Genomic DNA, 20980 nt, shown 5'->3' with positions numbered 1-20980 from the left:
AGTGGAGTAAGCCCATGTATGTCTCTCATTTTCGGGCGATAGCGCTCGCTGGCACGAACCCGGAATCGGGAACGCCTGCGGAAGGGAGGCTGATCTCCGGCGAGCCGCAATTCCAGACCTGGAATATCGAGGAGGCGGAAGGCGGCGTCTATGCCGGCATATGGGAATCGACGCCCGGCAAATGGCGGATCGAATATGACGAATGGGAGTTTTGCCACATCCTGTCGGGCGTATCGGTTATCGCCGAGGACGGCGGCGAGGCGCGTACGGTGAGGGCAGGCGACAGTTTTGTCCTCCGCCCCGGCTTCAAGGGCACTTGGGAGGTGGTCGAGACTACGCGCAAGGAATATGTGGTGAGGGTGTAGGGCAGGAGGGGAGAGCTTGAAAGTTCCGTGGCCCGACATCCCCTACCAGCCTTGGCGCGAAACCTGCTCGGCGCTGCACCTCTATATGCAGATCGCCGGAAAATACCGGCTTGCCCGCACCCCATGGGTCAATCATTCCTGGCATGCGACCTTCTACGTCGATGGGCGCGGCTTCACGACGTCGATCGTTCCTGACGGACCGGGCGGCATCGAGATCGCCTTCGATCTGATCGAGCATGCAGTCGTCGGAGCCGCCACCGACGGCCGGACCGCGCGGTTCGCCCTCGGTCCGATGTCCGTTGCGACCTTTCAGGCGCGGTTCGTGGAGATGGTGCGAAAACTGGGCGGCGTCGCCGATTTTGACGGCTGCCCGAACGAGATCCCTGACCCGGTGCCGTTCGAGGAGGATCGCGCGGAACGTCCCTATGACGGCGACGCGGTGACGCGCTTCTTTCAGGCGAGCGTCGCGGTCGATCGGGTGCTGAAGCGGTTTCGGACGAGCTTTCTCGGAAAGGTCAGCCCGGTCCATCTGTTCTGGGGGAGTTTTGACTTAGCGGTGACGCGCTTTTCCGGCCGCCCGGCTCCCTTGCACCCCGGTGGAGTCCCCGCATTGCCGGACGACGTGACGCGTGAAGCCTATAGCCACGAGGTCTCCTCAGCAGGTTTCTGGCCGGGCGGAGGGCCGATCGACTTCCCGGCATTCTATTCCTATGCCTATCCCGCTCCGGACGGATTTGCCGATGCGCATGTCTTGCCGGAGGCAGCCTACTTCGACACGAGCCTGGGCGAATTTCTGCTGCCCTATGATGCCGTGCGGCTCGCGGACGACCCCGAAGCCACGCTCTTGGCTTTCCTGGAATCGAGCTATCGGGCTGCTGCCGATCTCGGCGGCTGGGACCGAAAGACGCTGGAATGCGCTCCCGGTCAGCCTCGCCGGCCGCGTCGGTTGTAGCGGCCGAGCGTCAGAACCTCACCTTCAGTTGTTCCAGCCCGTGAAAATGATAGGTGTCCCGGAAGCGCGGTTCTTCCGCCAGCTTGATCCCCGGCAGACGGTCGAACAGCACTTTCAGTGACGCCTGCAATTCCAGCCTGGCCAGAGGCGCGCCGATGCAGAAATGAATGCCGGCGCCGAAGGACGCGTTCTTCTGGTCCGGCCGGCCGGGATCGAAGCGCGTCGGTTCGGCAAAGGCGAGGGGATCGCGATTGGCGCAGGCGAGCAGCAGGCCGACCTCTTCCCCGGGCTTCACCGTCACGCCGTCACCCGCTTCGATCTCGCCATAGGCGTAGCGCGTGAACATGTGCAGCGGCGCATCGAAGCGCAGGCATTCTTCAACGGTTGCCGCCGTTGCTTCCGGCGTCGCGAAGAAGCGCCTGACATCGCCGCTCTGCGCAAGGATCGCGTTGACGGCATTGCCGGTCTGGTGGACCGTCGCCTCGTGGCCGGCGTTGAGCAGCAGGATCGCCGACGACACCAGCTCGTCCTCCGTCAGCTTCTGGCCGTCCTCATGCGCCGAGATCAGCAGGCTCAAAAGATCGTCGCCGGGGTGCTTGCGGCGCTCGGCGACGTAGGAGCGCAGGAAATCCGAGAAGGCGGCGGCGGCTGCATTCGCATTCTCCTCGGTCTTGCGGGTACGCCCGTGCATGTACATGGCCACCATGTCGTGCGACCAGTCGAGCAGCTGCGGCCCCATCTCGACCGGCACGCCGAGCATTTCGGCTATGACGGTGATCGGCAGCGGCGCGGCATAGGACGGCAGCAGGTCGACCCGGCCGTCTGCTTCAAACCGGTCGACCAGTTCGTTTGCCAGGCTTTCGATGCGAGGCCGAAGCCGCTCGACCTGGCGCGAGACGAAGGCGCGGTTGACCAGCGTCCGAAGCCGCGTATGCACCGGCGGCTCGAGTTCCAGCATGGAGTTGGCCTCTACCGAGTCGAATGCGGCAAGGTGGCCCCGCTCGCCGGACGCAGCGGCGCCGGCCCTGTAGCCGCCCGGGAATTCGCGGCCGAAGCGGCGGTCGCGCAAAAGCCTGCTGACATCGTCATAGCCGCCAAAACACCAGAAGCCGTAATCCTCCCAGAAGAAGGTGCGCGAGGTTTTGTGCAGCCAGGCATAGGTCTCGTAGGGGTTCTGGACGAAGCCCGGCTCGTGCGGATCGAGCCTCAGCCGGCGCGCGGCGGGGTCGAAGTCTAGATAGGGCGGCGCAGCAGAACTCGGGGTCATGTGGAACTTCTATCAATACCGTCGGTCGGAGCACCAGATGCTTCGCTCGAAATGTCGGGGGAGCGCGCTACGTCTCCGGAAACCACATTAGGCGCTGCATGACCGTCTATCTCCTCCTCGCGGCCTCCGGCTTCATCGCCTGGATAATCTCGACAATCGGCGGAGGAGGCGGGGCGATGCTCCTGGTGCCGCTGGTCGGCTTCATTGCCGGCGCGCAGGCAGTGGCGCCGGTGACCACGATGACAACGCTGATCGCCGGCAGCGGACGGGCACTCGTGTTCTGGCGCGACATCGAATGGCGCATCGTCCGATGGGCACTGCCGGGTGGAGCGATCGGCGGCATGCTCGGCGCGACGCTTTTTTCGACCACGCCCGCCGAATGGCTCCAGGTAATCGTCGGCCTGTTCCTGGTGTCGACCATCGTGCAGTATCGGTTCGGTGCGAAGGAGAGGACGTTCGAGGTCCGCACCTGGTGGTTCCTACCGGCGGAACTGCTTGTTGGTTTCCTCTCCGGCCTGATCGGTACGATGGGGCCGGTGATGAACAGCCTTTACCTCAATGCCGGGGTCGGAAAGGAACGCATGGTCGGCACCAAGACCGCGGTGTCGCTGCCAATGCATCTCGTGCAGGTCGGCACCTACACGGCCTTCGGCGCGATGACCGGCAGGCTCTTTCTGTTCGGCATCGCGGCGGGGCTCGGGGCTCTCGTCTCCAACTGGCTCGCCAAGCGACTGCTGCACAAGATGCGTGCGCGCGATTTCCGCGCCGTCGTCGTCGGCTTCATGGCGCTGAGCGGCGCCGTGATGATATGGGGACAACGCGATACGATCATTGACCTTTTCTGATGCTGCCGCAGAACTGGGTCGCTCGACCGTCTGGAGACCGCTTCATGAACATCATCATCGTCGGCGCGGGCATCGCCGGCCTGTCGACGGCTTGGGCGCTGGCCAAGGCCGGCCACGGCGTCAGCATCATCGAACAGCGCGCGATCCCCAACCCGCTCGCCGCATCAGGTGATCATCACCGCATCATCCGCCGCGCCTATGGCGCATCAGCGGGCTACGGCCGGATGATCACCGAAGCTTATGACGCCTGGGACGAGCTTTGGGCGGATCTCGGCGAAAGCCATCTCGATGCGCGCGGTTTCGTCTGCGTTTCGCGCGAAGCGGGCGATGAGGCCGAGCAGTTCCGCGACGGGCTGGTTGCGGGCGGCTACCCGCTCGAAATGTTTGACGCCGGCGAAGCCGCGGCGCGCTGGCCGTTTCTCGAGCCGGGGACATTTCGCTACGCCTTCTTCTCGCCGGAAGGCGGCGCGCTGCATTGCCGCAAGATCGCGGCGGGGCTGGCTAACTGGCTGCGCAACAATGGCGTCAACGTCTACGAAAACAGCAAGGTAGTCGAGATCGATGAGGATCTGGGCGAGATCACGTTCGAATCTGGCGGAATGATGCGAGCGGACAAGGTCGTCGTCGCGGCCGGAGCGTGGGTGCTCAAGCTGTTTCCTCGGCTCGGCGGTGATCTCAAGACCTACCGGACCGCGCTCGCCTATGTCGAGCCGCCCGCAGACCTGAAAGCGGCCTGGGAGGCCGCGCCCGTCATCCTCGATGTCGGCGGTGAGACCGACGGCTACATCGTGCCGCCCTCCGGTGGAGCCGGCATGAAGTTCGGCTCCGGCCTGCACAAGGTTCCGACCAGCGACGCTGACTGGAACCGTTTTCCCGTCGAAGGCGAGGGCGAGGCGATCCGCGATCTTTTTCGGCCGCCGATCGCCCGCATCGGCGAGTACAGGGTGACAGAAGTGGTCACCTGCGCCTACACCTTCACCGCCGACGAGCGCTTTCTGGCGGTCGAGAGCGGCAAATGCCTGGTCGTCTCGGCCTGCTCCGGCCACGGCTACAAATTCGGCGCGGCGGTCGGGCGGCGGGTGGCGCAGGCGGTCGGCGACGGCGACACAGACGGATTGAAGCGTTGGCTGCGGGCGGAGACGGCATAGGCCGGCACGCGGTTATCTGGCGAGTGCGGCAGCCTGGAACCAGCACATGGACTCACTTGCAGAATGATACCGCCACCGAGACCTTGAGAAATCCCGGCGAGCAGAGATAGCCCGGATAGCTGCCGGTGTGATTGTACGTCCGGACGCCGATGGTGAATTTTGCGCAAGTTTCATTCGACTGAATTTCGGCGCTGCTGTGACCCAGCATGCCGTTCTTGCTTTCTTTGACGTTCAGCGCGGTGTTCCTGATCTTCTGGCCGTCTGGGCTGCAAACGGTGCGCGAGGCTGGAAAATCCTCAATGCAAGCCGGACCGGATGTTGCAGGAGACATGCCCTGCAGTTCCTCGCGAACCCACTGCTCGTTACAGCCTTGCGCCTGTGAAGTCATTGTGGAGGAACCGAGCGCCCCGATGATCGACAGGAGCATTCCGACGCGGCGACATGTCAGCGGCATGGAGGCGCCCCCAGAGATTAGACGAAGCTGCGTCACATGATTGCACTTAAATCGGGAAATGCAACTGATAATGGAAATCGTGCCAAGGCTGCAACTGCTATGCTGCAGGCAGCCCACCCCCACGTCTCGGGACGCCAGCATCCTGCCGGCAGGTCGCCCTTGCACAAGGCGGAGCGAGCATCCTATTTAAGAGGGGACAATTCAGATCGATTCCGGCCTGCAGGCGCGGATATCCCTACAAAGAAGGCTAATCCATGAGGCACCCAGTCGAAACCGCCATGAATCTCGTGCCGATGGTGGTTGAGCAGACGAACCGCGGCGAGCGCGCCTACGACATCTTCTCGCGCCTCCTCAAGGAGCGCATCATCTTCATCACCGGCCCGGTCGAGGACGGAATGGCGACGCTGGTCTGTGCGCAGCTTCTGTTCCTCGAGGCCGAGAACCCGAAGAAGGAAATCTCGCTCTACATCAACTCGCCCGGCGGCGTGGTGACCAGCGGCATGGCCATCTACGACACCATGCAGTTCATCAAGCCGGCGGTGTCGACCCTGTGCATCGGCCAGGCGGCCTCGATGGGTTCGCTGCTGCTTTGCGCCGGCCACAAGGATATGCGCTTCGCCACGCCGAACGCCCGCATCATGGTGCATCAGCCGTCAGGCGGCTTCTCCGGCCAGGCATCCGACATCGAGCGCCACGCGCAGGACATCATCAAGCTGAAGCGCCGTTTGAACGAGGTCTATGTCAAGCACACGGGCAAGGACTACGAGACGATCGAGCGGACGCTCGACCGCGATCATTTCCTGACCGCTGACGAGGCCAAGGACTTCGGCCTGATCGACAAAGTGATCTCGTCGCGCGAACTGATCGAGGGCGCGCCTGCCCTCTGATCGCGCCAGCGACGGAAAGTATGGCGCGTTTTTGATTGCCCTGCGGCAATTCGGACACAATTTGTTGTTCCTTCGGCGGGAAGGGCAACCTACGTTAAGGCGATGTTGAGTTTCGGCGGCTTAGCTTTCAGGCTGGGTGCGGCGAATCATCGTCACGTTTTCTGAATTGTGTTCGTAGAGCGTGCATTGCGGGGCGCCAGAGGTTGGCAGCGGCGTCTTCCCGCGATATTTAGGTATGGAGACGCTCAGCCAGAGGACCGGCCGGGTTGCACTGAAAGGACTTGGAAAAGATGAGCAAGGTCAGCAACGGAGGCGGCGACTCCAAGAACACGCTCTACTGCTCATTCTGCGGCAAGAGCCAGCACGAAGTGCGCAAGCTTATCGCCGGCCCGACCGTATTCATCTGCGACGAATGCGTCGAGCTGTGCATGGACATCATCCGCGAGGAAAACAAGACCTCGATGGTGAAGTCACGCGAAGGCGTGCCCACTCCGCAAGAGATACTGAAGGTCCTTGACGATTATGTGATAGGCCAGCCCTACGCCAAGCGCGTGCTGTCGGTCGCCGTTCACAATCACTACAAGCGGCTCGCGCATGCGTCGAAGAACAACGATGTCGAGCTGGCGAAGTCCAACATCCTTTTGATCGGCCCGACCGGCTGCGGCAAGACGCTGCTGGCGCAGACGCTTGCCCGCATCATCGACGTGCCGTTCACCATGGCCGACGCCACGACGCTGACCGAAGCCGGCTATGTCGGCGAGGACGTCGAGAACATCATCCTGAAGCTGTTGCAGTCGGCCGACTACAATGTCGAGCGGGCGCAGCGCGGCATCGTCTATATCGACGAGATCGACAAGATTTCGCGCAAGTCCGACAATCCCTCGATCACCCGCGACGTGTCGGGCGAGGGCGTGCAGCAGGCGCTACTAAAGATCATGGAAGGCACCGTCGCCTCCGTGCCGCCGCAGGGCGGCAGGAAGCATCCGCAGCAGGAGTTCCTGCAGGTCGACACCGCCAACATATTGTTCATCTGCGGCGGCGCCTTTGCAGGGCTGGACAAGATCATCTCGGATCGCGGGCGCAAGACCTCGATCGGATTCTCCGCCACCGTTGCTTCTCCGGAGGACCGGCGCAGCGGCGAGGTCTTCCGCCTGGTCGAGCCCGAGGATCTCTTGAAATTCGGCTTAATCCCTGAATTCGTTGGCCGTTTGCCGGTTCTGGCGACGCTGGAGGATCTCGACGAACCGGCGCTGATCCAGATCCTGACCGAGCCGAAGAACGCGCTGGTCAAGCAGTACCAGCGGCTGTTCGAGATGGAGAACGTGGATCTGACCTTCCACGAGAACGCGCTCTCGGCGATCGCCAAGCGCGCCATCGAGCGCAAGACCGGCGCGCGGGGCTTGAGATCGATCATGGAAGCGATTTTGCTCGATACCATGTTCGAGCTTCCGGCGCTGGAAGGCGTGCAGGAAGTGGTGATCTCGGAAGAGGTCGTTACCGGCAGCGCCCGGCCGCTCTACATCTACGCCGAGAAGGAAAAGAAAGGCGTAAGCGCCTGATTTTACTGCACAAGCGACAGTTTGCAGCGGCGCCTTCGGGCGCCGTTTTGCTGTGTGCGTCGAAAAAGGGCCACCCCTTCGCGGGGGATAAAAACGACGGCGGGCCGCCGGACGACACGGAAATTTGTGAGCCTTTCCAACTACTTGGCGAACACGGGAGGCAGTCGGCGCCGGAATTTGTTCACAACGCCTTCCGGATCGCAGGTTAAGCTGAATTCCTGTCAAACAGGAGCCGCAGGCTTCCAGAACCGCGCATTCTTCACCACCCGCACCTTTATCCCCCTCAAGGGGGAGGGGGTCGTCGGCGTCCCATTCCAATCACATGCGATTCCCATGCCGCAAGGGGAGGGTAAGTGGCGCTGTCAAGCCGCCGTAATATGGCTATGACCGAAGAACACGGGGTAGAGGCAAAGTTCGCGGACGAGACGGTGGGTGCCGCGCTCGAACACGAACATGTTCTCCCAATGGCCGGTGATTGCGTAGTGCTTGCCGTCCGGCAGAAAGGTCGCGCCGGCTGGATAGCGCAGGCCGACCGTGCGCGTGTCGAGGCTGTTCGACACGGCTCCCGTCGCACCGTCGAATACCATGACGCGATGCGTGGTTGGGTAGGTCGCGATCGCCTCGTCATGGCGCTCGTCGTAGCGGATCGACAGGCCGTGCCGCATGAGCTTCGTCCACTTCGCGTCGCCCATCCTGGTGAGCCGGTTGCGGGAGGCGTCGTATTTCAGCGTGGCTGCCGACATGTAGTTGTAGCCGGGGTCCGTCGTGACGTCGGCCTCGTAGGCGACGTCTTCGTCCCTGAGCTGGCGTGCGTCGTCGCGGTCGCTGCCATAGCGTGCCTGGATGGCGAAGATGCGGTCCAGCCGTCCGGCCGCAAGGTGGCGCAACTCCGTCTCGTCCCGGCCGGTGATGCGCTTGTCGACCAGCTTGCCGCTCGATACTTCCACCACCGTGATTGACGCCTGCACGACGCCGCGCGGGATGGTGAATTTTCCGGTCTTGGCAGAGATCGTCGAGCCATAATTTGCCGCGACGATGTATTTGCCGTCGGCCGTCAGCCTGATGTCGTGCGGATCGATGCCGTGCGTCGAATAGGCCTCGGTGATTTGCAGCGTCTTGGGATCGCGCACCGTAAGCCGTCCATAATGTCTTTCGAGCTTGCCCTGGTAGGGCAGCGAAGGCGCACGCTCGGAGAGGATCACCGTCTTGCCGCCGTCGAGATAGACGGCATGGCCGCCGCCATGCCAGCCGTCGCCGAGGGAAGGGCCGATGGCCGCAAGCTCCAGCGTTTCCGGGTCGAAAGCCGTGTGCTGCTCGCCGTCCATAGAGCAGAGAACGCCGATCGAGCGGTCCGGCGCGACCTCGACGTCGTGTGCGGCGACGGGCAGCAGCGTCTGTCTTATCGAGCCGTCGAATCCGACCCGCGTCAGCATCTTGTAGACCGCCTGGCCCCTGATGGCGCGGTTGAAGCGCCGGTTGCTGGCAAGCGGCTTGCCGTTGGCGAAGGCGTGATCCGGGAAATATCCGGGCACGTAGACAGCGGTCTTCTTCAACTCCTTCGGGACGGATTTGACTTTAGCCTGAGCCGAGGCTTCCGAAGGTCCGGCGGTTGTCGCCGCGCCGGCCAGCGCGAGCAGGGCGCCGCCGGTCAGAATGCTGCGACGGTCAACTGCCATGGCGTCTTTCCCGAATATGCGAATGAATTCAAAATATGCGAATGAATTCGCCCTAATTCCCACACATAGGGCGTGTCGATAGCATGAAAACAAGGGCGGTAAAATTGCAAGGCTGGTGCACGGATTCCTGTTCGCTCTTGATCTTTGGCCGGCTGGACGCCAACTAACCAATTATCGGGCCGGGGCTGAATTCCGTGCTGAACTTTCCGTAGCCATTCGGCATATAGGCGGATCGGTTCGCGGCCGTTAATATGAGATTCGCGGTTGGCCATGCGCGGCCGCGACATGAAAGGTTGGACAATGGCCAAAATAACCCGATCTTCCGGCAGCGGTGTCTACGCAGTCCTCCCACTGCGCGACATTGTTGTGTTTCCGCATATGATCGTCCCGCTCTTCGTGGGGCGTGAAAAATCGATCAAGGCGCTGGAAGACGTGATGGGCGGCGAGAAGCAGATCCTTCTCGCGACCCAGATGAACGCCGCCGATGACGATCCCGAAGCCGATGCGATCTACGACATCGGCACGCTCGCCAATGTGCTGCAGCTGCTGAAGCTGCCAGACGGCACCGTCAAGGTGCTGGTCGAGGGCACTGCGCGCGCGCAGATCGCGTCGTTCACCGAACGTGCGGACTTTCACGAGGCGAAAGCCGTCGTGCTTGCCGAGCCCGAAGAGGAAGAGGTCGAGGTCGAGGCGCTTGCCCGCTCGGTGGTTTCCGACTTCGAGAACTACGTCAAGCTGAACAAGAAGATCTCACCCGAAGTGGTTGGTGCGGCAAGCCAGATCGACGACTATTCCAAGCTCGCCGATACGGTCGCCTCGCACCTTGCGATCAAGATCACCGAAAAGCAGGAAATGCTCGGCACGCTCTCCGTTCGCGAGCGGCTCGAGAAGGCCATGGGCTTCATGGAAGCCGAGATCTCCGTGCTGCAGGTGGAAAAGCGCATCCGCTCGCGCGTCAAGCGCCAGATGGAGAAGACGCAGCGCGAGTACTACCTCAACGAGCAGATGAAGGCGATCCAGAAGGAGCTCGGCGAAGGCGAGGACGGCCGCGACGAGGCCGCCGAGATCGAGGCGCGCATCAAGAAGACCAAGCTCTCCAAGGAGGCCCGCGAAAAGGCGGATGCCGAACTGAAGAAGCTGCGTTCGATGTCGCCGATGTCGGCGGAATCGACGGTCGTGCGCAACTATCTCGACTGGCTGCTGTCGCTGCCCTGGAGCAAGCACTCCAAGGTCAAGCAGGATCTCGGCTTTGCCCAGGAAGTGCTCGATACCGATCATTTCGGCCTCGACAGGGTCAAGGACCGTATCGTCGAGTACCTCGCCGTGCAGAGCCGCCAGAAGAAGCTGAAAGGCCCGATCCTGTGCCTCGTCGGCCCTCCCGGCGTCGGCAAGACTTCGCTCGGCAAGTCGATCGCCAAGGCGACCGGCCGCGAGTTCATCCGCATGGCGCTCGGCGGCGTGCGTGACGAGGCCGAGATCCGCGGACACCGCCGCACCTATATCGGCTCGATGCCAGGCAAGGTCATCCAGTCGATGAAGAAGGCAAAGAAGTCCAACCCGCTCTTCCTGCTCGACGAGATCGACAAGATGGGCCAGGACTTCCGCGGCGATCCGTCGTCGGCGCTGCTCGAGGTGCTCGATCCGGAACAGAACTCGACGTTCATGGACCACTATCTCGAGGTCGAATACGACCTGTCGAGCGTGATGTTCGTGACGACGGCCAATACGCTGAATATCCCTGCGCCCCTGATGGACCGCATGGAGATCATCCGTATCGCCGGCTACACCGAGGACGAGAAGGTCGAGATCGCCAAGCGGCACCTGATGCCCAAAGTGGTCCGCGATCATGCGCTGCAGCCGAAGGAGTTCTCCGTCGGCGACGACGCCATACGCGGCATCATCCAGACCTACACCCGCGAGGCGGGCGTGCGCAGCCTGGAGCGCGAGCTGATGAAGCTCGGGCGCAAGGCGGTGACCGAGATCATCAAGACGAAGAAGGAGTCGGTTGAGATCACCGCCGACAACCTCTCCGACTATCTCGGCGTGCCGCGCTTCCGCTTCGGCCAGGTCGAGGCCGACGACCAGGTCGGCGTCGTCACCGGGCTGGCCTGGACTGAAGTGGGCGGCGAGCTGCTGACCATCGAAGGTGTCATGATGCCCGGCAAGGGCAAGATGACGGTCACCGGCAACCTCAAGGAGGTGATGAAGGAATCGATCTCCGCCGCGGCATCCTATGTCCGCTCGAGAGCTATCGATTTCGGCGTCGAGCCGCCTCTGTTCGACAAGCGCGACATCCATGTGCACGTGCCGGAAGGCGCTACGCCCAAGGATGGTCCGTCGGCGGGCGTCGCCATGGCGACCTCGATCGTCTCGATCCTGACCGGCATTCCGGTCCGGGCCGATGTGGCGATGACAGGCGAGATCACGCTTCGCGGCCGGGTGCTGCCGATCGGCGGCCTCAAGGAGAAGCTCCTCGCTGCCCTCAGGGGCGGCATCAAGAAGGTGCTGATCCCCGAGGAGAACGCCAAGGATCTGGCCGAGATACCCGACAATGTGAAGAGCGGGATGGAGATCATCCCGGTCTCGCGGGTCGGCGAAGTGCTGCGCCACGCGCTGGTCCGGATGCCGGAACCGATCGAATGGACCGAGCCTACCGGTCCGGTGGCGACGCCGCCGGAGCCTGTCGATGACGCCGGAAAGGCCTTCGCACACTAGCTAAAACCGCCGATTGTGCACTGCAACCTGAAAGCCGGGCCTCGCGCCCGGCTTTTTCGTGTGAAAAACCCCGGAATTCCGCGCTTTTTCTTGAATTTCGGTGATATTCCCGCTTGGTTGGAGGAACAGTTCTTTCTACAGTCCGTTTCCTGCCGGTCGAGTCGTTTGTCCCGGTTTTCTCATGGAAGGAAATTTTTATGAACAAGAACGAACTAGTGTCTGCGGTCGCCGAGTCGGCAAATCTTTCCAAGGGCGATGCGCAGTCCGCCGTTGAAGCGGTGTTTTCCGTGATCACCGGCGAACTCAAGAAGGGCGGCGATGTCCGTCTCGTTGGTTTCGGAAATTTCACCGTGTCACAACGCGCCGCTTCGACAGGCCGCAATCCGCAGACCGGCGCCGAAGTGAAGATCCCCGCCCGCACCGTGCCGAAATTCTCGGCAGGCAAGGGCCTCAAGGACGCCGTCAACTGATTTGATCGCGCAAAGTTTGCAGTCAGAAAAGCCGGGCTCGCCCGGCTTTTCTTTTTTGGCAGCTAGCATCGTCGGTTAGATACCGAGGATTTGCTTGGCTTCGCCGAGCACTGCCTCCGAACCGGCATGGTCGCCGGAATTGTGCAGGTCTTCGCCCTGCTGGCGCAATTCCTTGACCTTGGCCATGTCGGCTTCCGAAAGAGAGGCGGTCGGCAGGGCCGCGTCGATTGCGGCCATTTGCGTCGGACAGGAATTGGCGAACGCGCTCGCCGGCGCGATCGTCAGCAGAATAGCGAGCGAAATGGAGCGTAGCATCTTAGTCCTCCCTGCGGGGTTGCGAATGCAATGCGAGACCAGCCACCATGATACGCTGAAGGCCGGCCCGCCTGAAATAAACGGCATTTGCGACGTTTCTATTCCCGAGGCCGGGACGTTTTCATCCTGCTGCCTTTCCAACTCACGCCGAGTACAGTTGATGCATTCAGCGGAGTTAGTCGGCGGCGACCCCTTGGACATATAGCTCCAAGAGGCCGGGCCGGTCCTGATCCGCCCGCCAGACGTAGCGGCCGGCCGCGTGCCCTGCGGCGCGCCGCAAGGGAACGGAGCAGTCGTCCGGTCCGGGCTGACCGCCGCGCCTGTCTAAGCTCAGCAATCGGCGATGAAGCGGCGGCCGTAGCGGTCGCGGTAGTAGCATTTGCCAGGTTCGCTGGCGTTGCCGATCAGCGCGCCGGCAACCGCGCCGACACCGCCGCCCACCACCGCTCCGCCGGCATCGCCGGTCGCGGCGCCGCCAATTATTGCGCCGGTGGCCCCGCCCACCACGGCGCCCCTTTCCGTTGCGCTGCACGCGGTCAAAGCGGCCATCGCGGCCACGGCAATCAACATATTACGCATTTTGGCATTCCCTCTCTGGGTCTGAACAGCCCACCAAACCCGCTGCGAGGCCAATTGTTCCGGCGGGCGCTCGCGGCGGCACTCGGGTGGAGCCGCAGAGGCGGATCCGGGCCGCCTGAACCGTGTTCAAATCACCGTGAAACCGACTGAGGCACTGGAACAGCCGATATGCCGCTGCGTTCCCTGTTTGCCGAACTTGCACTCCAACAGAAGGAGGCATTGCCATGGCTTACCGTGAATATATCCACACGCCCGTGACGCAAGGCGACATCAAATGGGGTTTCCAGCAGGGTTTGGTAGCGGGCATCGTCGCAGGTCTCGTATTTGCCGTTTTCGAAATGCTGGCGAGCGCGTTCATGATGGGAGCCGGCGCGTTCTTCATGCCGCTGCGCATGATCGGCGCTATCGCTCTTGGTCCGGAGGCCCTTGACCCCGGCTACTCGCTTTGGACAGCAGGATTCGCCGGCGTTGTCGTGCACATGGTGCTCGCCATCATATACGGGCTCATATTCGGGGCGGTCGCGACAATGCTGCGAGGGCCAGCCGCCGTGATCGGCCTCGGCTGGATTTACGGGTTGGCCTTGTGGCTCGTGAATTTCTACGTGATCGCTCCGACGACATTCCCGTGGTTCCTGGATGCAAATCCGGTGGTGCAGTTCATCGCCCACACCTTCTTCTTCGGCTCGGTGCTCGGGCTGTGGTTCTGGAACGCGCAAGAAAGAAGCGGGTTTGACGCGTCGACGGCGTAGAGCCTGACCCATTGGAACTGCGCGGAGTTCCGGCTGAACGCGTTGAAGTCCTCGGCCAACTCCGACCGAGGGTTATTTCGGTTCGCATAGTGATGAAAGCTCCGGACGGCCGGCGAGCCGTTCGGAGCTTTCATGAACCACCTGGATTAAGTGATTGAATAGATGGCGCGAGTGACGGGGCTCGAACCCGCGACCTCCGGCGTGACAGGCCGGCACTCTAACCGACTGAGCTACACCCGCGCACTGACGCTGCAACAGATGTGCGGCGTCGTTGGGCGTGGGATTAAGGGGTTCGGCATGGCCTGTCAAGCGGTGCGACGGCTCAATAAAGGGATTGGATGACGCCTTTTGCGGAGCCGGCCAAAACGCCGCGGCATCGCCCGGCCCGCAGTCGGCTGCGGCGCGATTTGACCCTTGCGGAGACAGGGCGAACCGCTTAAACGTCCGCCACGCGTCGGGCGATTAGCTCAGTTGGTAGAGCGCTTCGTTTACACCGAAGATGTCGGCGGTTCGAGCCCGTCATCGCCCACCATTTTCTTCATCATGTTCTGCACCCGCACAGCTTGCCGGCAGCGCACTGCATGCGCTCCGTGCCGACAGCGGTTCACGGCATCTTGCTCAATCCCCGGTTTCAGGAAGGCTGTAAAGATGTCTCCGCACATGGTACGAATTGGCTGCTATCGAGGGAGCAGCAAAATATGCCACGCGTGCTTGTCTGGACGCTTCTCACCGCCGCAGTCGCCATTTCCGGTTGCCAGTCGCCTTCGGCGCAAATGACCGGCAAGCCATGCAACCCCAGGATGGAGGATGCCGGCTATTGCTACGGCATAGCGCTCCCGCCACTGCCCGGACAATGAACCGGCGCGCAAGCGCCGGCAGCTCAACGGGGAGCGGCAGGCTCAACCAGCCGGGGCGATCCTTGGACTTGGACGGCGGCTCGCCGGTCAGAGGTAGCTGCTGACCTTCTTGCCGGCTTTCAGGAAACGCAGCGGGTCGATCGCCTCGCCGTCGCGGCGGATCTCGTAATGAAGATGCGGGCCGGTCGAGCGGCCGCTGCTGCCGACCTTGCCGATCTCCTGGCCGCGGCTGACCGCCTGGCCTTCCTTGACGCCGATCTTGCTCAGATGCGCGTAGCGCGTGGTGAAGCCGCCGCTGTGCTCGATCTCGACCATGCGGCCGTAGCCGCCGTTCCAGCCGGCCTTGACGACGGTGCCGGCGGCGCTTGCCCGGGCCGGCGCGCCGACCGGGGCGCGAAAATCCATGCCCGAATGATGCGCAGGCGTGCCGAGCAGGGGATCCTTGCGCACGCCGAACGTGCTGGAGATGGCGCGGCCCGGCGCGGGATTGGCGATGGGCAGGCGCTGGGCTTCCTTCTTCATGCGGTCGAGCAGGTCGAGCGCCTCGTCGAGTTCCTGAACCCTGGTCTCGAAGCCGATCGGATTGCCGACCGCGACCAGCGGTCCGCCGACGCCGTCCTTGCCGAAATCGCCGTCGACCGGCAGCCCGGCCGATTCCAGCGCGTCGGAGATCGCATCCGCGGTCTGGTAGGCGCTGTCGGCGAGCGTGGTGATGCGGGCGAGCTGCTCGGTCTCGATCGAGCGCAGCGACTGGTTGATGGCGATGAACAGCCGGTCGGCCTGGTCGGCGGAGGTGTCGTCGGGCCGCGAGGCGTTGCGGGTGGACCAGAAAGAGAAGGGCTTCGCGGCGGCGGCCGGGACCATGCCGGCGAGTTCGAAGGGGTTCTCCGCCGCTGTCAGGCCGGCACGGATCTCGGGTTTGGCGGCGGGCGCCGGAACCGTGGCAGGCAGTTGCGGGGCGGCGGTGGCGCGGCCCAGAATGGGCTCCAGGCGGCCGTGGCGCTGGGTTAGCTGCGACTGGCGGTGGAGAAGCTCGCTGACCTTGGTTTCCATCAATTGCTGGTCGAGCAGCTGGCGGCTGGTGATGCGGTCGACCTGCGCGCGCAGGGCCGAGATGCGATCCTCATAGGCCTGCTGCATGCGCGCCTGGCGGGCGGTGGCCGCGCCGATAAGATCGTCGCGAAGCACGAGATAGGATGTGGCGAGCAGGTAGCCGATGGCGACCGCCGCGGCCGCGGAGCCGAGAAAGGCCGCGATCCAGGGACGGACGGTGAAGTGCCTGATCTCGTCGCCGCGCGCGATGATGATCGTGTGCGGCTCCTTGCGCCTGCCGAAAACCGCTGCCTGACCGGATTTTTTCACGACTTCCCAACCCCAGCCCTTTAATGCGGCGATTACACATTATTAGGGTTAACAAAGCTTTGCCCGGCGGCGTGGGATGGGCCGCGTGCGGGCGCTTTGCAGATATAAAAGCCCCGCCACCTTGGTGGCGGGGCTGCCGTCGCTGCCATGAGACGGCCGTCGTCAAAACCGCCGATCCCTCGGCGGAGAGGACCTAGTCGAGGAAAAGCCAGAGCAGAATGATGATAGGTATCGGAATGCCGAGCATCCACAGCAGTACTGCGCGCAACATGCACTTCTCCCGCGTTCGATCGTTCCAGATGCAAACGCGAGCAAAAAGAAACGGTTCCGAGTGGCTAGAGTCTGTTTGGAAACTCTACTCTGGCGGTCGTCTGCCGGCGTTTTCTGCGCTTCCGGTGCTCAGGGACCCGAATGTCCGCTGCGCTCCGGTTCTCGAAAACATCGTCATATGACTCATCATAGCGAGTTTCGAAACAAACTCTTAGAGCGCGCGCACCGCCTCGAGCACTTCCGCGGCGTGGCCGGGCACCTTCACCTTCGGCCAGATCCTGGCGATCTTGCCGTCTCTGTCGATCAGGAAGGTGGTGCGCTCGACGCCCATATATTTGCGGCCATACATGCTCTTCTCGGCCCAGACGCCGTAAGCTTCGATCGCCTTTCGCTCCTCGTCGGCGACCAGATCGACCGAAAGGCTGTGCTTGGCCTTGAATTTGTCATGTTTCTTGGCGCTATCCGGCGACATGCCGATGACGACCGCGCCAGCCTTCTCGAAATCCGCCTTGAGCGCCGAGAAGTCAATCGCTTCGGCGGTGCAGCCGCTGGTGTCGTCCTTGGGATAGAAATAGAGGACGACCGCCTTGCCCCGCAGGGCCGAGAGCGTCAGCGTTCCGCCGCCATCGCGCGGCAGCTCGAATTGCGGTGCGTCCTGTCCCGGAGAAAGTTCGGTCATGTCCGTGTCCCTGTTTGATGTCATGCGCGAGCCGACAGGGTTATAATGCCGACGGCGGATTCGTCCACGCCGGAATTCAACGCAGGGTATCGTGTGGATCACGAACTACGGAAGCACGAGAAGATTCGCTTCAGGCGCGACGAAATCGCCGACCTCGGCGCATTTCCTTCGGCTGAGGGACAGGATCTCCGGCCGCCGAAGCCGAGCCTGATCCGCCGCACGGCCAATACCTGCACTGCCGGCATCGCAATTGTCGTCACCGTGCTCGGACTGATCGCCGGCCTTGTATATGCCGCGGGCGTCTCCGGCCTCGGTTCGGAGCGGCTGCGCCTGGAGGCCGAGAAAGCGATCAGCGCCATTGCCGGCATGGATGTCGACGCAACGGTCGGCCCGGCGCGGCTGTCGCTCGACGGCTCGAGCCTGATGGCGCTGGAAGTGCGCGATGTCAGCCTGAAAAAGGGAGAGGACGGCGCGCCGATGGTGGACGCCGGAATCATGCGCTTCGGCGTGCGTTTCCTGCCACTGCTTTCCGGCAACGTGCAATTGGGCAGCGCCTCGATCTCGGACGCCCGCATCATGGCGGCTGCGATGCCCGAACAGGACGGCGTCGACTGGACGAATGTGCTGCGCAACGAGGCGGGCCTGATCGATCCCGACCGCTTGATCGAGGTGGCATTCGACCGCCTCCACCGCGCGCTCGACGCGGTGCGTCCCGTCGCGACGGACCGCCTCGACCTGGAAAATGTCGAGATCGTGCTGCCGGAAGACGGCAGGATAAGAGTGGTCAAGATCGTCAGCGCGACGCTTGCGGCTTCCGGCCCCGGCAAGCTGGCATTTTCCGCCGCAGCCGAGATCGACGGCCGGGCCGTGACGCTGGAGGGTTCGGCTGCGCGCGATCCGGTTTCGCGGCGCATAAGCGTGCTCGAACTGCAATCGGCGGCCGCCGCACCCGAACCTTCTTCGCCCGGCGAACGGGCCAGCGAAGGCGTGAACCGCCTCGGTGCGATCGACATCAGGCTTTCGGGACAGGAAGGGATCGGCGCCGAGCCGGCCCGGCTCCAGGCTGCGCTGACGCTGCACGAATCGGCTCTTGACCTCGGCGCACGCGGCGTTCTCGCCGGCAGCGCGTCGGCCGCCGCCACGCTCGTCGCCGGCTCCGGCAAGATAGAGATCGACCGGCTTCACGTCGCCAGCGAACGCAACAGTTTCGAATTCAACGGCGCGGTCGGACCGAAACCGCAGGGCGACGAAGCCGGCGAGGAGCCGGCCTACCGGTTCGAGCTCGTAAGCAGCAGCGCCACGCTCGCGCCCGGCGATTCGCCGGAGCCGGCGCTCGACTTCAGGACCGGCATCAGCGGCGTCTATACTCCGGGCAGCAACCGGCTGGTCGCGGAAGAAGTAGCGATCCAGAGCGGCCCCGGCGAGGCGCTCGGCTCGGCCTCGCTCGATTTCGTGCCGGGCAAGGCGCCCGGCTTCGCGCTGGCGTTCACGGTGAGCGACATGCAGGTTTCGCATGTGAAGCAGCTTTGGCCGTGGTTTGCAGCCGACAAGGCGCGGCTGTGGGTGCTGGATCATGTTTTTGGCGGGCGCGTGCCCGACGGCCGCATGCAGCTTCGCGTGCTGCCCGGCCGGCTCGGCAACGGCGTGCCGCTGTCGCAGGAGGAGGTTTCGGGCCGTTTCCAGGTCGACGGCACGCGGTTCGACACGGCCGGGCTGATACCGCCGGTCCGCGACGCCAATGGCGTGGTCGAATTCGCCGGCCACGATATCGACATCGCGCTTTCATCGGGGACGGTCTATATGCCGAGCGGCCGCAGCGTCGCCGCAAGCAACGGAACGCTCGCGATCAAAGAGGCCAACCGCAAGCCGGTGATCGGCGCGCTCGATATCGACGTGACCGGAGACGCGGCTGCCGTGACCGAACTCGCCTCCTACGAGCCGATCAACGGGATGCGCTTCATCGACCTGAAGCCCGGCGATTTTTCCGGGCAGGTTTCGGGAAATGTGAAGGCCGACATTCCGCTGCACAAGGGCATCGACCGCAGCACGCTCGATTGGCTGGTGAAGCTGAACTATACCGATCTTGCCGTGGCCAAGCCGTTCAATGGCCAAACCCTGAGCGATGCCGACGGCACGATCACCGTCGATCCGCACAAGGCGGTCATATCCGCCAAGGGCAAGCTCAACGGAGCCGAGGCGGAGATCGAGCTGGTGGAGCCGCTCCGGCCTGCGGGCCCCGAACGCCAGCGCGAGATAGCCCTCATCCTCGACGACAAAGCGCGCGACGCACTGGCGCCGGGATTGTCGCTGATGGTTTCGGGCCCGATGCGCGTCGAACTCGACGGGCATGGCGCGACGCAACAGGTCAAGGCCGATTTGACGAAGGCCAGGCTGGACATTCCCTGGGCCGGCTGGAGCAAGGGGCCGGGCGTCGCGGCCGAGGCGAGCTTCACGCTTGCCAAGGAGGGCGACACCACCACGCTTTCGGATTTCTCGCTTTCGGGCAAATCCTTCGCCATCGAGGGCGCGGTGACGCTGGCCAATGGCGGACTGGCGAAAGCCGATTTCGACAGGGTGCAGCTGAACCGCGGCGACAATGTCGACGTGACTGTCGAACGCACCGGCAGGGGTTATTCCGTGGCGGTCGAGGGTGCATCCTTCGATGCGCGCTCGCTGATCAAGCAGTTTACCTCCGACGCTGCGAGCGCGATGAAATCGGGCGGTTCAGTCCCGGTATCGCTGGCGCTCGACGTGAAAAGCCTGGGCGGCTTTCATGGCGAGAGGCTGTCCAATGTAAAGCTCGACTACAGCGGCGCCGGCGCCAAGGTCAATGGCCTGAAGGTCTCCGCGGTGTCCAGTGCCGGCGGCAAGGTGACGGTCCAGAACGCATCCGAGGGCGGCAGCCGGAAGCTCGACATGCAGTCTTCGGATGCCGGCGCCATCCTGCGGTTCCTCAATATCTACGAGCATATGGAAGGCGGTGCGATCAGGCTCGCTCTGGCCGGCAAGGGCGACGGGCCGATGCGGGGCCGCGTCGACGCGACCAATTTCTGGGTGGTGAACGAACCCAAGCTCGCCTCGATCGTCTCGACCGCGCCGGCAGGCAGCGACCGCAGCCTGAACCAGGCCGTACGCAGGGACATCGACACATCGCGGGTGCAATTCGAGCGTGGCGCCACGCAGATCGACAAGGGCAACGGCTATCTGAAGCTCGACAATGGCGTGCTGCGCGGTCCGATGATCGGAACGACCTTTCAGGGCACGCTCTACGACAAGAACGACCGCATGAACATGACCGGCACCTTCATGCCGGCCTATGGCCTGAACCGCATTTTTGGCGAGATTCCGCTGTTCGGCGTGATTTTGGGTAACGGCCGCGACCGCGGCCTGATCGGCGTGACCTACAAGCTGGAAGGGCCGGTCAAGTCGCCGCAACTCCAGATCAACCCGCTATCGGTCATCGCGCCTGGGATTTTTCGTTCGATTTTTGAGTATCAGTGAGGGTAGCAGCCCAAAATCCCTCGTGGTTCGACAGGCTCACCATGAGGGATTTTGGTCATCTGCGCCTGGCACTGCCAAGTCGTCCAGTAGCCCTCATGGTGAGCCTGTCGAACCACGAGGGCGCTTGGAGGTGAGCCCGGTGGCTGTAAACGGGCTCCATATGCGACCGGCCTGCCCGCAAGGGGAGGCAGCCTCTCACACCGGCCGCACCAGGATGTGCTTCTTCTTGCCGAGCGACAGCTTGACCACGCCATCGGCGGTGAGGTCGGCTTGCGTGACCATGCGCCGCTCGTCGGCGACGGGCTGATCGTTGAGGCGCACGGCGCCGCC

19 protein-coding genes, 2 tRNA genes and 1 pseudogene are annotated in these 20980 nt (G+C 63.3%); 12 read left to right on the top strand and 10 right to left on the bottom strand.

Going from position 1 to position 20980, the window contains the following annotated elements; genetic code table 11:
* Positions 1-14: 14 nt before the first annotated feature.
* Positions 15-365, top strand: coding sequence for a cupin domain-containing protein (locus tag MAXJ12_RS14490; protein WP_008836648.1), 351 nt, complete (start codon positions 15-17; stop codon positions 363-365).
* A 16-nt stretch (positions 366-381) separates the two neighbouring features.
* Entirely contained in the window at positions 382-1317 is a 936-nt protein-coding gene (locus MAXJ12_RS14485; protein ID WP_008836647.1) for a DUF5996 family protein, read from the top strand.
* 10 nt (positions 1318-1327) lie between these two features.
* Here the strand turns inward: MAXJ12_RS14485 and MAXJ12_RS14480 are convergent, their stop codons facing one another.
* On the bottom strand, positions 1328-2584 hold the full coding sequence (locus MAXJ12_RS14480; RefSeq protein ID WP_008836646.1) for a cytochrome P450: 1257 nt from the start codon (positions 2582-2584) through the stop codon (positions 1328-1330).
* 98 nt (positions 2585-2682) lie between these two features.
* On the opposite strand from MAXJ12_RS14480, the gene MAXJ12_RS14475 reads away from it, so the two are divergent.
* Positions 2683-3429 carry a sulfite exporter TauE/SafE family protein gene (locus MAXJ12_RS14475; protein WP_008836645.1) on the top strand — a complete coding sequence of 249 codons (747 nt, stop codon included), beginning with the start codon at positions 2683-2685 and terminating at the stop codon, positions 3427-3429.
* 44 nt (positions 3430-3473) lie between these two features.
* Positions 3474-4577, top strand: a complete 1104-nt coding sequence (locus tag MAXJ12_RS14470) for an NAD(P)/FAD-dependent oxidoreductase (RefSeq protein WP_008836644.1) — start codon at positions 3474-3476, stop codon at positions 4575-4577.
* A 52-nt stretch (positions 4578-4629) separates the two neighbouring features.
* Here the strand turns inward: MAXJ12_RS14470 and MAXJ12_RS14465 are convergent, their stop codons facing one another.
* On the bottom strand, positions 4630-5004 hold the full coding sequence (locus tag MAXJ12_RS14465) for a hypothetical protein (RefSeq protein WP_008836643.1): 375 nt from the start codon (positions 5002-5004) through the stop codon (positions 4630-4632).
* Positions 5005-5285: 281 nt separating this feature from the next.
* Here MAXJ12_RS14465 and MAXJ12_RS14460 point away from each other — a divergent pair, with 281 nt between their 5' ends.
* A complete protein-coding gene (locus MAXJ12_RS14460) occupies positions 5286-5918 on the top strand; it encodes an ATP-dependent Clp protease proteolytic subunit (protein WP_008836642.1) in 633 nt (210 codons plus the stop codon).
* 290 nt (positions 5919-6208) lie between these two features.
* On the top strand, positions 6209-7477 hold the full coding sequence (gene clpX, locus MAXJ12_RS14455) for an ATP-dependent Clp protease ATP-binding subunit ClpX (RefSeq protein ID WP_008836641.1): 1269 nt from the start codon (positions 6209-6211) through the stop codon (positions 7475-7477).
* A gap of 362 nt (positions 7478-7839) precedes the next feature.
* Here clpX and MAXJ12_RS14450 read toward each other — a convergent pair whose 3' ends face one another.
* Positions 7840-9153 (bottom strand): DUF1513 domain-containing protein, encoded by a 1314-nt coding sequence (locus tag MAXJ12_RS14450; protein ID WP_008836640.1) that lies wholly within the window; start codon positions 9151-9153, stop codon positions 7840-7842.
* The gene (locus MAXJ12_RS36780; RefSeq protein ID WP_139043899.1) at positions 9126-9425 is read right to left on the bottom strand and encodes a hypothetical protein; all 300 of its coding nucleotides are present in this window, start codon (positions 9423-9425) and stop codon (positions 9126-9128) included. Before MAXJ12_RS36780 ends, MAXJ12_RS14450 begins: the two co-directional genes overlap by 28 nt.
* A 28-nt stretch (positions 9426-9453) precedes the next feature.
* Here MAXJ12_RS36780 and lon point away from each other — a divergent pair, with 28 nt between their 5' ends.
* Both lon and MAXJ12_RS14440 read left to right on the top strand, forming a co-directional pair.
* Positions 9454-11868: an endopeptidase La gene (gene lon, locus MAXJ12_RS14445; RefSeq protein ID WP_008836639.1), complete on the top strand. Its 2415-nt coding sequence runs from the start codon at positions 9454-9456 to the stop codon at positions 11866-11868.
* Between the two features lie 197 nt (positions 11869-12065).
* Positions 12066-12338, top strand: a complete 273-nt coding sequence (locus tag MAXJ12_RS14440; protein ID WP_008836638.1) for an HU family DNA-binding protein — start codon at positions 12066-12068, stop codon at positions 12336-12338.
* A gap of 75 nt (positions 12339-12413) precedes the next feature.
* Here MAXJ12_RS14440 and MAXJ12_RS14435 read toward each other — a convergent pair whose 3' ends face one another.
* Both MAXJ12_RS14435 and MAXJ12_RS14430 read right to left on the bottom strand, forming a co-directional pair.
* Positions 12414-12653 carry a hypothetical protein gene (locus tag MAXJ12_RS14435; protein ID WP_008836637.1) on the bottom strand — a complete coding sequence of 80 codons (240 nt, stop codon included), beginning with the start codon at positions 12651-12653 and terminating at the stop codon, positions 12414-12416.
* Between the two features lie 330 nt (positions 12654-12983).
* The gene (locus MAXJ12_RS14430) at positions 12984-13232 is read right to left on the bottom strand and encodes a glycine zipper domain-containing protein (RefSeq protein ID WP_040586321.1); all 249 of its coding nucleotides are present in this window, start codon (positions 13230-13232) and stop codon (positions 12984-12986) included.
* Between the two features lie 224 nt (positions 13233-13456).
* Here MAXJ12_RS14430 and MAXJ12_RS14425 point away from each other — a divergent pair, with 224 nt between their 5' ends.
* Entirely contained in the window at positions 13457-13981 is a 525-nt protein-coding gene (locus MAXJ12_RS14425; protein WP_008836635.1) for a hypothetical protein, read from the top strand.
* A gap of 163 nt (positions 13982-14144) precedes the next feature.
* Here MAXJ12_RS14425 and MAXJ12_RS14420 read toward each other — a convergent pair.
* Positions 14145-14221, bottom strand: a tRNA-Asp gene (locus tag MAXJ12_RS14420).
* 216 nt (positions 14222-14437) lie between these two features.
* On the opposite strand from MAXJ12_RS14420, the gene MAXJ12_RS14415 reads away from it, so the two are divergent.
* Together MAXJ12_RS14415 and MAXJ12_RS37660 are read left to right on the top strand one after the other, a co-directional pair.
* A tRNA-Val gene (locus MAXJ12_RS14415) sits at positions 14438-14513 on the top strand.
* A 166-nt stretch (positions 14514-14679) separates the two neighbouring features.
* Complete coding sequence (locus MAXJ12_RS37660) at positions 14680-14838, top strand: hypothetical protein (RefSeq protein WP_008836634.1); 159 nt, start codon at positions 14680-14682, stop codon at positions 14836-14838.
* Positions 14839-14925: 87 nt separating this feature from the next.
* Here MAXJ12_RS37660 and MAXJ12_RS14410 read toward each other — a convergent pair whose 3' ends face one another.
* Positions 14926-16200, bottom strand: coding sequence for a M23 family metallopeptidase (locus MAXJ12_RS14410; protein ID WP_008836633.1), 1275 nt, complete (start codon positions 16198-16200; stop codon positions 14926-14928).
* Between the two features lie 481 nt (positions 16201-16681).
* The gene (locus MAXJ12_RS14400) at positions 16682-17149 is read right to left on the bottom strand and encodes a peroxiredoxin (RefSeq protein WP_008836632.1); all 468 of its coding nucleotides are present in this window, start codon (positions 17147-17149) and stop codon (positions 16682-16684) included.
* Between the two features lie 45 nt (positions 17150-17194).
* Between MAXJ12_RS14400 and MAXJ12_RS14395 the strand changes: the two genes are divergently transcribed.
* Positions 17195-20650 carry a YhdP family protein gene (locus tag MAXJ12_RS14395; protein ID WP_008836631.1) on the top strand — a complete coding sequence of 1152 codons (3456 nt, stop codon included), beginning with the start codon at positions 17195-17197 and terminating at the stop codon, positions 20648-20650.
* A 195-nt stretch (positions 20651-20845) separates the two neighbouring features.
* Here MAXJ12_RS14395 and MAXJ12_RS38840 read toward each other — a convergent pair.
* Positions 20846-20980 (bottom strand): annotated as a pseudogene (locus MAXJ12_RS38840) (tyrosine--tRNA ligase); the annotation flags it as partial.

Origin of the sequence: Mesorhizobium alhagi CCNWXJ12-2 (assembly GCF_000236565.1) — a bacterium.
Lineage (GTDB): Bacteria > Pseudomonadota > Alphaproteobacteria > Rhizobiales > Rhizobiaceae > Allomesorhizobium > Allomesorhizobium alhagi.
Note: the sequence above shows the minus strand (reverse complement) of the source record. Positions and strands in the feature narration are given on the sequence as shown.

Coding starts and splice junctions, on each gene's coding strand:
- lon (WP_008836639.1), top strand. CDS start 9,454: ATGGCCAAAATAACCCGATCTTCCGGCAGCGGTGTCTACGCAGTCCTC.
- MAXJ12_RS14440 (WP_008836638.1), top strand. CDS start 12,066: ATGAACAAGAACGAACTAGTGTCTGCGGTCGCCGAGTCGGCAAATCTT.
- MAXJ12_RS14425 (WP_008836635.1), top strand. CDS start 13,457: ATGGCTTACCGTGAATATATCCACACGCCCGTGACGCAAGGCGACATC.
- MAXJ12_RS14400 (WP_008836632.1), bottom strand. CDS start 17,149: ATGACCGAACTTTCTCCGGGACAGGACGCACCGCAATTCGAGCTGCCG.
- MAXJ12_RS14480 (WP_008836646.1), bottom strand. CDS start 2,584: ATGACCCCGAGTTCTGCTGCGCCGCCCTATCTAGACTTCGACCCCGCC.
- MAXJ12_RS14475 (WP_008836645.1), top strand. CDS start 2,683: ATGACCGTCTATCTCCTCCTCGCGGCCTCCGGCTTCATCGCCTGGATA.
- MAXJ12_RS14460 (WP_008836642.1), top strand. CDS start 5,286: ATGAGGCACCCAGTCGAAACCGCCATGAATCTCGTGCCGATGGTGGTT.
- MAXJ12_RS14470 (WP_008836644.1), top strand. CDS start 3,474: ATGAACATCATCATCGTCGGCGCGGGCATCGCCGGCCTGTCGACGGCT.
- MAXJ12_RS37660 (WP_008836634.1), top strand. CDS start 14,680: ATGCCACGCGTGCTTGTCTGGACGCTTCTCACCGCCGCAGTCGCCATT.
- clpX (WP_008836641.1), top strand. CDS start 6,209: ATGAGCAAGGTCAGCAACGGAGGCGGCGACTCCAAGAACACGCTCTAC.
- MAXJ12_RS14465 (WP_008836643.1), bottom strand. CDS start 5,004: ATGCTCCTGTCGATCATCGGGGCGCTCGGTTCCTCCACAATGACTTCA.
- MAXJ12_RS14395 (WP_008836631.1), top strand. CDS start 17,195: ATGCCGACGGCGGATTCGTCCACGCCGGAATTCAACGCAGGGTATCGT.
- MAXJ12_RS36780 (WP_139043899.1), bottom strand. CDS start 9,425: ATGGCCAACCGCGAATCTCATATTAACGGCCGCGAACCGATCCGCCTA.
- MAXJ12_RS14490 (WP_008836648.1), top strand. CDS start 15: ATGTATGTCTCTCATTTTCGGGCGATAGCGCTCGCTGGCACGAACCCG.
- MAXJ12_RS14430 (WP_040586321.1), bottom strand. CDS start 13,232: ATGCGTAATATGTTGATTGCCGTGGCCGCGATGGCCGCTTTGACCGCG.
- MAXJ12_RS14450 (WP_008836640.1), bottom strand. CDS start 9,153: ATGGCAGTTGACCGTCGCAGCATTCTGACCGGCGGCGCCCTGCTCGCG.
- MAXJ12_RS14435 (WP_008836637.1), bottom strand. CDS start 12,653: ATGCTACGCTCCATTTCGCTCGCTATTCTGCTGACGATCGCGCCGGCG.